Here is a 12393-nt window from a genome sequence, read left to right as displayed (position 1 = left end):
GATGCCGCGCCGGTGAAGGGGTCTATAATAAGAGTCGCGGAGGGGTGCAAGAGCTTTTGACCCCAGAAATTTCCAGTCTATGCTGTTTTTAGATCTAAGGGGCCGGAGCCGGGATGTCCGACGCAGCATTTTCTGTCATGTCGCCGCAAAATCTGCGGTCAGCAATCGTTTTTGCATCGCCTCATAGCGGCGCCGATTACCCGCCGCAGTTCCTTGAGCAATCGATTCTCGACCCGCATCGGATCCGCAGTTCCGAAGATGCCTTTGTCGACAGGCTTTTTGCTGCAGCGCCGGAATATGGCGCGCCGCTGCTGAGGGCGGTAAAGCCGCGCGCCTATCTGGATCTGAACCGTTCTCCGGAAGAACTGGACCCGGCGCTGATCGAAGGGGTGATGCGACGCGGGCAGAATCCCCGCGTGGCTTCGGGGCTGGGGGTGATTCCCCGGGTCGTTGCCGGCGGGCAGGCGATCTATCGGGGCAAACTGCCCCTGACCGAGGCCCGCAGTCGCATCGACAGCTACTGGCGCCCCTATCACCGGGCGTTGCAGGGATTGCTGGATCAGGCCCATGTCGGGTTTGGCCATGCGATTCTGATCGATTGTCACTCGATGCCGCACGAGGCGCTGGAAACCATGCCCACCCGGTCGGGGCAGATGCCGGACGTGGTACTGGGGGATCGGTTTGGGGCTGCGGCGGCGGGTGAGATCGTTGATCGTGTCGAAGCCGCCTTTACCAGTGTCGGTTTGCGGGTGGCCCGCAACGCGCCCTTTGCCGGCGCCTATATTACGCAGGCCTACGGCCGCCCGTCGCGCAATCAGCACGCGATCCAGGTGGAAATCGACCGCTCTCTTTATATGGATGAGGCCACGATCCGGCCCAATGGCAATTTCGCCATCCTTCAGGACGCTTTGCGCGGTGTCATCGCAGCAATGACAGATTCGGTGCAGGAACAGCCTCCGCTTGCCGCCGAGTAAGAGCCCGCTGCGGGTCTGGGCAGGAGCGATCCTAACGCAAGGCGCGCCCTTTCAGGATGGCGCCATCTCCAAACCGTTTGCGGATGGCATCGCTGGCCCGTTCGGCCCCGGCACGCTTGCTGGCCTGCGGGTCCAGAAGGTCGCCGGTCACATCGGCCTGATCGGCGGGCACCAGATCGGAAATGCCGCAGCCAAGCAGGCGATAAGGCCCCTGATCGCCCACCTGATCCAACAGGGCGCGTGCTGTGCGATAGATCGTATCGGCCATCTGGGTGGGGCTGCGCAGGGCGATGCGGCGGGTCAGGGCCGAATGATTGGCCCGTTTCAGTTTCAGCGTCACCACGCGCCCGGCCTTTTCCTTGGCCTTGGCCCGGTCCGAGACCTGTGTCGCTAGCCGCCACAGATGGCCGTCCAGAACCTCGGTATTGGCTGAATCCTCAAAAAACGTTGTTTCCTTGGAGATCGATTTCACTGGCGCATTGGCAGAAACGCGGCGCCGGTCCTCGCCCCGGGCCAGATGCCACAGTCGATCCCCCATCGAGCCGAAGCGGGCGTGCAGATCTTGCCGGTCCCAGCGCAGAAGATCAGCAAAAGTGCGAATCCCCGCCTTGTCCAGCGAAGCCTGCGCCGCAGGACCAATGCCCCAGATCAGCCGCACCGGTTTGTCGTGCAGGAAATCTGCGGTCTCGGATTTACCGATCACCGAAAATCCGCGCGGCTTGTCCAGATCTGAGGCAACCTTGGCCAGGAATTTGTTGTGGCTGAGGCCGATCGAGCCGGTGATTCCCAGCTCGTCCTTCATGCGTTTGACCAACCGCGCCAGCATCACGGCGGGCGGCGCCCCGTGCAGTTTTTCGGTGCCGGACAGATCCATGAAGGCTTCGTCCAGTGACAGCGGTTCCACATCCGGCGTCAACTCGTTCATCATTTCGCGTACGGCGCGGCTCACCTCGGCATAGACCTGCATCCGGGGCTTGATTACCACTGCATCGGGGCAAAGCTTCAGCGCCTGAAACATCGGCATCGCGGATTTGACGCCGCGGATACGCGCCACATAACAGGCGGTGGAGACCACCCCGCGCCGCCCACCGCCGATGATCACCGGCTTGTCGGCCAGCGCCGGGTCATCGCGTTTCTCAACGCTGGCATAGAAGGCATCGCAATCCATATGGGCGATGGTCAGCGAAAACAGCTCGTCATGCACCTTGACGCGCGGACTGCCGCAGGCCGGGCAACGCAGTGGGCGCCGCTGCGGCGGTGCGATCTGGCGCAGGCAGTCCCGGCACAGGGCGGAAGACTGCGAAGATGTGGATGAGGCGGGCATGGCAGGCGGGTAGGGGGCTTCGTTGAAACGGTGCAGGATGAGTTTACTCCGGCCCGGCAATATTGTCTTTAGGCCATCGCGGGGCCATGTTCATGTCATGACATTTTCAGGTGCAAAACTGGCCTTGTTTCTGGGCCAGAAAATCGTGGTCATCCTGCGCGATGACAAGCCCGACATTCCCTATCCCGGTCATTGGGATCTGCCCGGCGGCGGACGGGAGCAGGAGGAAAGCCCCGAGGTTTGCGCGCTGAGAGAAACCGAGGAAGAGATCGGGCTGCAACTGGCCCCGTCTGATCTGGTCTGGTCGCGCCGCTACAGTCGGCCACGCGGATATGTCTGGTTCTTTGTCTCCCATCAGCCTGCGGGATTGGTGTCGGACATCCGCTTGGGTTCGGAAGGGCAGCGGTGGGCTCTGATGGATCCGCGGGAGTATTGCGAACATCCCCTTGCTGTGCCGCATTTCGCCGAACAGCTCTCGGGCTATCTGAGCGAGGCCAGAGCTTAGCGTCGGGCGCTGTGGAGGTTTTTCAAGAAAAATCCCCCGCGCGAAACGGCGGGGGCAGGTGACGAACCTCAGGAAGAAGAGTTCGTCTGGGGAGTGTTGAGACCAGAATCGCCGATCCGACTCCCTGACGCAAATTTTGCACTTCCCCGAAATGGATGCTCTGCCACAGCCTGTGCTTTTCCGGGCACAGCTGTGTGGCGGCTCTGGGGAGGTCAGTTTTGGTATTCTAGTTAAATATTATGAGGTTGACGTAGGGTTAGGTCGGTTTTCAGGAAATTTCGGCGGGAAATATTTTGCCGACCATGTCGTGCAAATTCTGCCTGAAAATTGGGCAAACCGCAGTGGTAAGGTTTGCCGGATGGGCGCGGCGGCCAAGACGGACGCACTGACCGCCACCCCTGATACGGTTATTGGGACTGCGTTCAGCCGCAATGCGGCTCGCTGGACTACAGGCTGCGCAGCTCGGTCAGAATGTCTTCGGCGGCCTTGCGCGGGTCTGCTGCCTTCCAGATCGGGCGACCGACAACGATGTGATCGGCGCCATCGGCAATGGCGCTGGCCGGGGTGGCAACGCGTTTCTGGTCTCCCAGATCCGCACCGGCCGGGCGCACGCCGGGGGTGACGATCAGCTTGCCCGCTGCCTCGGGCAGGGCGCGGATCAGGGCGGCTTCCTGCGGGCTGGCGATCACCCCGTCGGCTCCGGCGGCAAAGGCATTTCCTGCACGCTCCTGCACCAGATCGCGGATCTCTCCGGGTTTGATCAGCGCCCCATCAAGGTCATCGCGATCCAACGAGGTCAGGATGGTGACGGCGAGGATCTTCATGTCCTTGCCTGCCGCGCCTTCCTTGGCCGCGCGCACCACATAGGGGTCGCCATGCACTGTCAGGAAATCCAGATCGAACTGCGCCAGCCCGCGCACGGCGTTTTCCACCGTGGCGCCGATGTCGAACAGTTTCATATCGAGGAAGATCCGCTTGCCCAGCTCCTGCTTCATCTCATTCGCCAGCGCCAGCCCGCCGCCGGTCAGCATGCCAAGACCGATCTTGTAAAAGGACACCGCATCGCCAAGCCGCTCGGCCAGTTTCAATCCTTCGATTGCGTTGGGAACGTCCATGGCAACGATCAGGCGGTCGTCGGCAATCGGGGTAGTGGCAGACATGGCGGGTCTCCGGTTTTGTGAAAACGTGACAGGGGATGCGGAATTGCGCTTTCCTAATCCGCACGGGGCGGTTGGGAAAGCCTAAAAAACAAGGCATTTGGCGCAGCGCCTGCCCATGAGAATTTGATTGAGGTCAGAGATTTTGCATCTCTTTGCGGTCAATATGCTCTTGAAGAGGGGGCGAGACCTCCCAAATTGGAGTGTGAGGCCCGGACCGGGGCGTGCCGCAAAGCGGGCGCTGCCATATTGATCGGGCGCTTGTAAAAGGAGAGAGAGATGGACTTGACCAAGTTCACTGAGCGTGCACGCGGTTTCGTGCAGGCGGCGCAGACAATTGCACTGCGCGAAGAGCACCAGCGCATGGTACCCGAGCACCTTTTGAAAGCTTTGATGGATGACGATCAGGGGCTTGCTGCCAACCTGATCACCCGCGCGGGCGGCGATGCCACCCAGGTTGCCGGATCTGCGGATGCGGCTGTTGCCAAGTTGCCCAAGGTCAGCGGCGACGGCAGCCAGATGTATCTGGATCAGCAGACCGCCAAGGTGCTGGATGAAGCCGCCAAGATTGCCGACAAGGCAGGCGACAGTTTTGTCCCGGTCGAGCGTGTCCTGATGGCTCTTTGCATGGTGAAATCCAAGGCCAAGGACGCGCTGGAGGCAGGCAATGTTTCTGCCCAGAAGCTGAACGAGGCGATCAATGACATTCGCAAGGGCCGCACCGCCGACAGCGCCACGGCCGAAGAAGGCTATGACGCGCTGAAGAAATACGCCCGCGACCTGACCGAAGCCGCCCGCGAGGGCAAGATCGACCCGATCATTGGCCGGGACGAGGAAATCCGCCGCGCCATGCAGGTGCTGAGCCGCCGCACCAAGAACAACCCGGTGCTGATCGGTGAGCCGGGCGTCGGTAAGACCGCCATCGCCGAGGGCATGGCGCTGCGCATCGTCAATGGCGATGTGCCTGAGAGCCTGCGCGACAAGCAGCTTCTGGCGCTGGACATGGGGGCGCTGATCGCCGGTGCGAAGTACCGCGGTGAGTTCGAAGAACGCCTTAAGGCGGTCCTGACCGAAGTGACCGAAGCCGCCGGTGAGATCATCCTGTTCATCGACGAGATGCACACCCTAGTGGGGGCGGGCAAATCCGATGGTGCCATGGATGCGGCCAACCTGATCAAGCCTGCGCTTGCACGGGGTGAGCTGCACTGCATCGGCGCAACCACGCTGGATGAATACCGCAAGTACGTCGAAAAAGACGCAGCCCTTGCCCGCCGGTTCCAGCCGGTGATGGTGTCCGAGCCGACGGTGGAGGATACGATCTCGATCCTGCGCGGCATCAAGGAAAAATACGAGCTGCACCACGGTGTGCGCATCGCCGATGCGGCGCTGGTGGCGGCGGCGACCCTGTCGAATCGTTATATCACCGACCGTTTCCTGCCGGACAAGGCCATCGACCTGATGGACGAAGCCGCCAGCCGTCTGCGCATGCAGGTGGACAGCAAGCCCGAAGAGCTGGACGCGCTTGACCGCCAGATCCTGCAGATGCAGATCGAGGAAGAGGCGCTGAAGCTGGAAGACGATGCCGCCTCGCGTGATCGTTTGGAGACGCTGCAGAAAGAGCTGTCGGACCTGCAGGAGCAATCTGCAGAGATGACCGCCCAGTGGCAGGCCGAACGTGACAAGCTGGCCGGCGCCCGTGATCTGAAAGAGCAGCTCGACAAGGCGCGCGCCGAACTGGATATCGCTAAGCGTGAAGGCAACCTCGCCCGTGCGGGTGAACTGTCCTATGGCGTCATTCCGGGGCTGGAAAAACAGCTGGCTGAGGCTGAGGAGAAGGAACAGCAGGGTCTGATGGTCGAAGAGGCCGTCCGCCCCGAGCAGATCGCCGGTGTTGTCGAACGCTGGACCGGGATCCCGACCTCCAAGATGCTGGAAGGCGAGCGTGAGAAGCTGTTGCGGATGGAAGACGACCTGCATGCTCGCGTGATTGGTCAGAACTCTGCCGTGACGGCGGTGGCCAATGCGGTGCGCCGGGCACGTGCGGGGCTCAACGATGAGAACCGTCCACTTGGCAGCTTCCTGTTCCTCGGGCCGACCGGTGTCGGTAAGACCGAACTGACCAAGGCCGTGGCTGAGTTCCTCTTTGATGACGACAACGCGATGGTGCGCATCGATATGTCCGAGTTCATGGAGAAACACGCGGTGGCGCGTCTGATCGGTGCTCCTCCAGGCTATGTCGGCTACGAGGAAGGCGGCGTGCTGACCGAAGCCGTGCGGCGGCGTCCTTATCAGGTGGTTCTGTTCGACGAGGTCGAAAAGGCGCATCCGGATGTGTTCAACGTGCTCTTGCAGGTGCTGGATGACGGCATGCTGACCGATGGTCAGGGTCGCACCGTGGACTTCAAGCAGACGCTGATCATTCTGACGTCGAACCTTGGTGCGCAGGCGCTGAGCCAGCTGCCCGAAGGCGCTGATGCCTCGGATGCCAAGCGCGACGTGATGGATGCGGTGCGGGCGCATTTCCGCCCCGAATTCCTGAACCGTCTGGACGAGACGATCATCTTTGATCGTCTGGCCCGCGCCGATATGGACGGCATCGTCAAGATCCAGCTCAAGCGGCTTGAGAAGCGTCTGGCCGATCGCAAGATCACCCTGCAACTGGATGAAGGTGCGCAGACCTGGCTGGCCGACGAAGGCTATGATCCGGTGTTCGGTGCCCGCCCGCTGAAGCGCGTGATCCAGCGTGCCTTGCAGAACCCGCTGGCCGAATTGCTGCTGGCTGGCGATATTCGTGACGGGGACACCGTACCGGTTTCTGCCGGGGCGGATGGTCTGATCATCGGCGACCGGATCGGAACCACCGACCGGCCCAAGCCGGACGATGCCGTGGTGCACTAAGCACCCGCTCGATCCTTGCGGATGAAACGCAGAGGGCCCGCCAGAGATGGCGGGCCTTTTCTATAATTGTGGCAGGGGCTGTTCAGAAGTCTTCCCAGGTCTCCACATTCCCCGGTGTGGCTGACTGCGCTGTCGCGTTGACTGTAGCCGCCGAAGGTGTTGCGACCGTGGCCTGTGCGCGCTGGGCGGCATTGAAGCGCACCACGTTCGCGCGGCTCTCAGTCCCGGCGCCGTTGCCGGTTCTGAACTGAGCCACTTGTTGTGACAGGTTTTTAGCGTTGTTGGCCATGATCTGGCTGGCGCCGGAGGCGTCTTCGACCATTGCGGCATTGCTTTGGGTGACTTCGTCCAGCTGTCCCATGCCCATGTTGATTTCGGACAGGGTCGCGGATTGCTCCTGCGTTCCCCGTGCGATGTCGCTGACGTGGCCGGAAATCGTGCTGACGCTTTGGATGATCGATTTCAGCTCCCCGCCGGCGCGGCCGACCAGATCGACGCCCGTGACCACATGGCCCGAGCTTTCGGTGATCAGCAGCTTGATCTCTCCGGCGGCATCGGTCGACCGTTTCGCCAGCGCCCGCACCTCGGAGGCAACCACGGCAAAGCCACGGCCTGCTTCCCCCGCCCGGGCGGCTTCGACCCCGGCGTTGAGCGCCAGCAGGCTGGTCTGGAAGGAAATGTCGTCGATGACGGTCAGAATGGTTGAGATCTTTTCCGAGGAGGCGCGGATCTGATCCATCGCATCAATGGCTTCCTGCACGACGGTGCTGCTGCCCTCGGCGGTGGTCTGCGCCTCTGTCACGATTCGCTCCACATCCTGCGCGCCCTGCGCAGCGGATTTGACGGTTGTGGTCAGCTCTTCAATGGCGGCTGCGGTCTGTTCCAGGGTTGCCGCCTGGGTTTCAGTGCGCTGTGACAGTTCTGCCGAAGACTGGCTGATGCCAGTCGCCGCGTGTTCTACAGTTTCCGACACGGATTTGACCGCCGAGATGACCGTTTCCAGCTGGGTGACCGCCGCGTTGAAATTTCCGGCCACGGCGCCAAGGTCAGGAATGTCAGAGACTGGAATGCGGTGATCCAGCGCGCCGTCGCGCAGTGCGACCAGCCCGTGCGAAATATCCTGGATCGCCTTGCGGCGGTAGGTGATGTCGGTGCCCAGCTTGATGATCTTGCGCACCTGTCCCGCCGCGTCCAGAACCGGCGCAAAGGTCGCCTGGATCCAGACTTCGGTGCCTGATTTGGACCGCATGGGGAACTGGTCGGTGAAATGCTGCCCCTGTTCAAGCGCCTGCCACAACTCCCGGAACTGAGGGCCACTGGCATAGTCTGCGGAGACAAGCATTCTGTGGGCCTTACCGGTGATTTCCTGTTCGGTATAGCCGAGGGAAGAGAGAAAATTCTCGTTTGCGCGCAGGATCGTTCCGTCGGGTGTGAATTCGATGACTGCTTGTGTCTTCTCTATGGCTGCCAATGTACCCAGCAAATCGTCTTGTTCTTGTGTGCGTTCTGCAGACTTGAATTTGAAAAACATTGGACCTCTTCTTCAGCAATGCATTTCCCGGCAGGCGGGATGAAGAAGAGATATTTTCGCGGTATTAATTTAGCATGAAATTTAGTGACTTATCGAGGGCCGCCCACAGCAGCGTCCCGCCCGGAACCGGTGATCCCGGTCCCGGGCAATCTCTGTGCTGACCGCACACACACATATATATGTGTGCGACGGGGCCGCGCCTTATTCCTCGATCGCTTCGCGGGCGATGCCGTCCAGCAGTTCCTGAATCACCTGCATCTCGCCCTCGGGGAAGGCACGGAAGCCGATGGTGATCTCTTCCTCGCCGGGGATCTGGGCGACGAAGATGTCATAGGGGCAGAACATGATGTTCATCGGGTCGGCTTCCATCACCTGCCGCGACAGCTGCGCGGAGCAGAAGGAATAGACGTCAGCCTTTTCGAACAGAACGACGTCAGAGCCGACATCGGCGCGGGTGCGTTCCAGCATATCGCCCACGTGGCTGATGTGATCGACCACCAGACCGCGGTCGGTGATGGCGCTTTCCAGGCCAAAGGTCACGTCGTCAAAGGACAGCGTGGTTTTGTAGCTGACCATGCCTTCGGCCTGGGCGCTGGCGCCGAGGGACAGGGCGGTGGCCGTGGCGGCAACGGTGGCTGCGAAAAAATTCATGATATATCTCCCTTTTGTGAGCAAAGCTCGCTTGCCCGCCCCGGCGTTCCCCCTCAGTCTGGGGCAGGGCAGGCGGTGTCTGGGCCGCGCGTCTTACTGAATATATAGGTACATAGGAGTTTTTGCATGGGTATTGCGGCGAATGCCATAGAATTCCTGGCGCTTGCATTTGTTTTTGCGCTGGGGGCGGTCGGGCTGCTGTTGCTGGTCCTGTTTCTTGTGGACAGGCTTCAGACCGAGGATGCGATCCGGCGCAACTACCCTGTCATCGGACGCTTCCGGCATCTGTTCAGCACGCTAGGCGAATTCTTCCGTCAGTATTTCTTTGCCATGGATCGCGAAGAACTGCCGTTCAACCGGGCGCAGCGCGACTGGGTGAGCCGCGCCAGTGAGGGCAAGGGAAACACGGTCGCCTTCGGTTCAACCCGCAATACTTCGGTGCCGGGCACGGCGATCTTCGTCAACGCACCTTTCCCGCCCCTTGATGACCAATACGCCAGTTCCGAACCCATGGTGATCGGGGCAGGGGCACGGGTGCCCTATCTGGCGCCCTCCTTTTACAACATTTCCGGGATGAGCTACGGCGCCCTGTCACGCCCCGCTGTCCGGGCGCTCAGCCGCGGCGCGCGTGAGGCGGGCGTCTGGATGAACACCGGTGAAGGCGGGCTCAGCCCGTTTCACCTTGAGGGCGGCTGCGACATTGTTTTCCAGATCGGCACCGCGAAATACGGCGTGCGCGATGAACACGGCAACCTGAGTGACGAAAAGCTGTGCAAGGTGGCCGAACATCCGAACGTGCGGATGTTCGAGCTGAAGCTGTCGCAAGGGGCCAAACCGGGTAAGGGCGGCATCCTGCCTGCGGCCAAGGTCAACGCCGAGATTGCCGAGATCCGCGGCATCCCCGAAGGCAAGGCGAGTATATCTCCCAACCGCCACCCCGAGATCGGAACGTTCGATGACCTTCTCGACATGATTTCTCATGTGCGCGAGGTCACGGGCAAACCGGTCGGGATCAAAACGGTGGTCGGCTCCGAAGCGGTGATGCGGGAAATGTTCATGAACATCGCCTCGCGCCCGGAGGATGCGCCGGACTTCATCACCATCGATGGCGGCGAAGGTGGCACCGGCGCAGCCCCCATGCCGCTGATCGATCTGGTCGGCATGTCGGTGCGCGAGGCGCTGCCGATGGTCTGTAACCTGCGCGATGAATACGGGATGAAGGAGCGCATCCGCCTGATCGCCAGTGGTAAGCTGGTCAATCCGGGCGATGTGGCCTGGGCATTGGCCGCAGGGGCCGATTTCGTGACCTCGGCGCGCGGCTTCATGTTTTCCCTTGGCTGCATTCAGGCGCTCAAATGCAACAAGAACACCTGCCCCACCGGTATCACCACCCATGATCCGCGCCTGCAAAAGGGCCTGGTGGTCGAGGATAAGGACAAGCGCGTGGCCCGGTTTGCCCGCGAGGTGATCCACGAGGTCGAAACCATCGCCCATTCCGTGGGGGTGGCCGAGCCGCGTCAGCTGCGGCGGCGCCACGTGCGCATCGTACAGGGGGATGGCACCTCCCGTCCGATGAACGAGATCATGCCAGGTTACAGTGCTATCGCGGAGTCGTGACAGGATATGTTTTGGTCCGTGGCCTCTCCCGCGCTAGCTCTGGTAACGAACATGGAAAAAGGAGCCCGCAATGGCACGTCGCTGGACCAATACCCTGACCGAGGCTGATATCACCCCCGAAGCGGCCTTCTGGAACCGCCGCCAGATCATGGCGGGCATGGCCGGGCTTGGGCTGAGCACGCTGGCGGGCGGCGCCAAGGCCGAGACGCTGGAGCCCAACAGCTGGGACGATGTGACCAGCTATTGCAACTTCTACGAATTCGGCACTGGCAAGGGCGATCCCGCAGCCTATGCCGGACAGATGACGACCGAACCCTGGAGCGTCCGGATCGATGGCATGGTTGACCGGCCCGGCGCCTATGACTTTCAGCAGATCCTCAGTGAGATGACGATCGAGGAACGCATCTACCGCTTCCGCTGTGTCGAGGCCTGGTCGATGGTGGTGCCCTGGAACGGATTCGAACTGGCGGATCTTCTGAATATGGCGGGTGTGCAGGAAGGGGCGAAATACGTGGCCTTCGAAACGCTCTATCGCCCCTCGGAAATGCCGGGCACCGCCTATCGGGTTCTGGACTGGCCCTACCGTGAGGGCCTGCGCCTTGATGAGGCGATGCATCCGCTGACCCTGATGGCCACCGGCATCTTCGGCAAACCGCTGCCAAACCAGAACGGCGCCCCCCTGCGTCTGGTGGTGCCATGGAAATACGGTTTCAAGTCGATCAAATCGGTGGTGCGCATCACCGTGACGGATCAGGAACCGCCCACCAGCTGGAACATGGCCAATGCCCGCGAATACGGATTCTACAGTAACGTGAACCCAAAGGTGGATCACCCCCGCTGGAGCCAGGCCACCGAACGGCGTATCGGCGGTGGTCTTTTTGCAGGCCGGGAGCCGACACTGATGTTCAATGGCTATGAAAAAGAGGTCGCCTCTCTTTACGAGGGGATGGATCTGGCCAAACACTTCTGATGGATGGCCTGAACCAGCTGCTGCGCCGTGTTCCGGTTTGGAGTGTCTATCTGCTGGGCCTCCTGCCGGTGCCGGGGCTGTTCTTTCTGGGGCTCACCGGCGGCCTTGGTGTCGAGCCGGTCAAGGCGCTGGAGCACGAATATGGCGAACTGGCGCTGAAGTTGCTGGTGGCGGTGCTGGCGGTGACCCCCTTGCGCCGTTACGCCGGGCTGAACCTGATGCGGTTCCGCCGGGCGCTGGGGGTCCTCTCCTTTATATATGTGCTGTGCCACCTTTTGGTGTGGCTGCTGCTGGATGTGCAGATCCCATCCCAGATTCTCGCTGATATCCTGAAACGTCCCTATATCACCATCGGCATGGCGGCCTTTGTGCTACTCCTGCCGCTCGCGGTGACATCGAACAATGCCTCTCTGCGCCGACTCGGTCCGCGCTGGCGCATTCTGCATCGCCTGACCTATCCGGCCATTGCCCTTGGGGCGCTGCACTATGTGATGCTGGTCAAAGGGTTTCAGATCGAACCGCTGGCCTATCTGGCCGTGATTCTTACACTTCTGGCCCTGCGCCTGCCCGCAATCCGCAGAAAAGCCACCACCTGATCGTGCCTCAGGCCCATCAAATCGCTTAAAACATGGGCGCATGAAGGTTTTTTGAAAAAACCGCCCGGAATCGAAAATTTCTGCTTGCGCCTTCCGGCCCTTAGGACTAGAACCCCCTTCACCGGCGGCGCTGAGGCGCTACGGGGCGCGGCGGAGACGCTGCTGACGGA

General features: G+C 61.4%; 10 protein-coding genes. 6 read left to right on the top strand and 4 right to left on the bottom strand.

The features are described from left to right. Positions 1 to 113 precede the first annotated feature (113 nt). Entirely contained in the window at positions 114 to 974 is an 861-nt protein-coding gene (locus C6W91_RS01550; RefSeq protein WP_065271777.1) for an N-formylglutamate amidohydrolase, read from the top strand. A 31-nt stretch (positions 975 to 1005) separates the two neighbouring features. On the opposite strand, the gene C6W91_RS01545 is transcribed toward C6W91_RS01550, so the two are convergent. Further along, positions 1006 to 2298 carry a DNA polymerase IV gene (locus C6W91_RS01545; RefSeq protein WP_082996044.1) on the bottom strand — a complete coding sequence of 431 codons (1293 nt, stop codon included), beginning with the start codon at positions 2296 to 2298 and terminating at the stop codon, positions 1006 to 1008. Positions 2299 to 2395: 97 nt separating this feature from the next. Between C6W91_RS01545 and C6W91_RS01540 the strand changes: the two genes are divergently transcribed. Beyond that, on the top strand, positions 2396 to 2803 hold the full coding sequence (locus tag C6W91_RS01540) for an NUDIX hydrolase (RefSeq protein ID WP_065271776.1): 408 nt from the start codon (positions 2396 to 2398) through the stop codon (positions 2801 to 2803). Positions 2804 to 3249: 446 nt separating this feature from the next. Here the strand turns inward: C6W91_RS01540 and pyrF are convergent, their stop codons facing one another. Further along, on the bottom strand, positions 3250 to 3963 hold the full coding sequence (gene pyrF, locus C6W91_RS01535) for an orotidine-5'-phosphate decarboxylase (RefSeq protein ID WP_065271775.1): 714 nt from the start codon (positions 3961 to 3963) through the stop codon (positions 3250 to 3252). Positions 3964 to 4239: 276 nt separating this feature from the next. Between pyrF and clpB the strand changes: the two genes are divergently transcribed. After that, complete coding sequence (gene clpB, locus C6W91_RS01530) at positions 4240 to 6858, top strand: ATP-dependent chaperone ClpB (RefSeq protein ID WP_065271774.1); 2619 nt, start codon at positions 4240 to 4242, stop codon at positions 6856 to 6858. An 82-nt stretch (positions 6859 to 6940) separates the two neighbouring features. Here clpB and C6W91_RS01525 read toward each other — a convergent pair whose 3' ends face one another. Together C6W91_RS01525 and C6W91_RS01520 are read right to left on the bottom strand one after the other, a co-directional pair. After that, a complete protein-coding gene (locus tag C6W91_RS01525) occupies positions 6941 to 8389 on the bottom strand; it encodes a PAS domain-containing methyl-accepting chemotaxis protein (protein ID WP_274835308.1) in 1449 nt (482 codons plus the stop codon). Between the two features lie 201 nt (positions 8390 to 8590). Then, on the bottom strand, positions 8591 to 9040 hold the full coding sequence (locus C6W91_RS01520) for a DUF302 domain-containing protein (RefSeq protein ID WP_065271772.1): 450 nt from the start codon (positions 9038 to 9040) through the stop codon (positions 8591 to 8593). A gap of 126 nt (positions 9041 to 9166) precedes the next feature. Here C6W91_RS01520 and C6W91_RS01515 point away from each other — a divergent pair, with 126 nt between their 5' ends. From C6W91_RS01515 to msrQ, 3 genes are all read left to right on the top strand, one after another. Then, positions 9167 to 10657: an FMN-binding glutamate synthase family protein gene (locus tag C6W91_RS01515; protein WP_065271771.1), complete on the top strand. Its 1491-nt coding sequence runs from the start codon at positions 9167 to 9169 to the stop codon at positions 10655 to 10657. Between the two features lie 70 nt (positions 10658 to 10727). Continuing rightward, a complete protein-coding gene (gene msrP / locus C6W91_RS01510) occupies positions 10728 to 11627 on the top strand; it encodes a protein-methionine-sulfoxide reductase catalytic subunit MsrP (RefSeq protein ID WP_065271770.1) in 900 nt (299 codons plus the stop codon). Next, positions 11627 to 12223: a protein-methionine-sulfoxide reductase heme-binding subunit MsrQ gene (msrQ, locus tag C6W91_RS01505; RefSeq protein ID WP_065271769.1), complete on the top strand. Its 597-nt coding sequence runs from the start codon at positions 11627 to 11629 to the stop codon at positions 12221 to 12223. Before msrP ends, msrQ begins: the two co-directional genes overlap by 1 nt. Positions 12224 to 12393 lie beyond the last annotated feature (170 nt).

Origin of the sequence: Phaeobacter sp. SYSU ZJ3003 (assembly GCF_041300735.1) — a bacterium.
In the GTDB taxonomy this organism is placed as follows: domain Bacteria; phylum Pseudomonadota; class Alphaproteobacteria; order Rhodobacterales; family Rhodobacteraceae; genus Phycobacter; species Phycobacter gallaeciensis_A.
The sequence above is the reverse complement of the archived record's forward strand: the minus strand, read 5'-3'. Positions and strand labels throughout refer to the sequence as shown.

Bases quoted from the DNA above. Each gene is read 5' to 3' on its own strand.
- C6W91_RS01550 (WP_065271777.1), top strand. From the start codon at position 114: ATGTCCGACGCAGCATTTTCTGTCATGTCGCCGCAAAATCTGCGGTCA.
- C6W91_RS01545 (WP_082996044.1), bottom strand. From the start codon at position 2,298: ATGCCCGCCTCATCCACATCTTCGCAGTCTTCCGCCCTGTGCCGGGAC.
- C6W91_RS01540 (WP_065271776.1), top strand. From the start codon at position 2,396: ATGACATTTTCAGGTGCAAAACTGGCCTTGTTTCTGGGCCAGAAAATC.
- pyrF (WP_065271775.1), bottom strand. From the start codon at position 3,963: ATGTCTGCCACTACCCCGATTGCCGACGACCGCCTGATCGTTGCCATG.
- clpB (WP_065271774.1), top strand. From the start codon at position 4,240: ATGGACTTGACCAAGTTCACTGAGCGTGCACGCGGTTTCGTGCAGGCG.
- C6W91_RS01525 (WP_274835308.1), bottom strand. From the start codon at position 8,389: ATGTTTTTCAAATTCAAGTCTGCAGAACGCACACAAGAACAAGACGAT.
- C6W91_RS01520 (WP_065271772.1), bottom strand. From the start codon at position 9,040: ATGAATTTTTTCGCAGCCACCGTTGCCGCCACGGCCACCGCCCTGTCC.
- C6W91_RS01515 (WP_065271771.1), top strand. From the start codon at position 9,167: ATGGGTATTGCGGCGAATGCCATAGAATTCCTGGCGCTTGCATTTGTT.
- msrP (WP_065271770.1), top strand. From the start codon at position 10,728: ATGGCACGTCGCTGGACCAATACCCTGACCGAGGCTGATATCACCCCC.
- msrQ (WP_065271769.1), top strand. From the start codon at position 11,627: ATGGATGGCCTGAACCAGCTGCTGCGCCGTGTTCCGGTTTGGAGTGTC.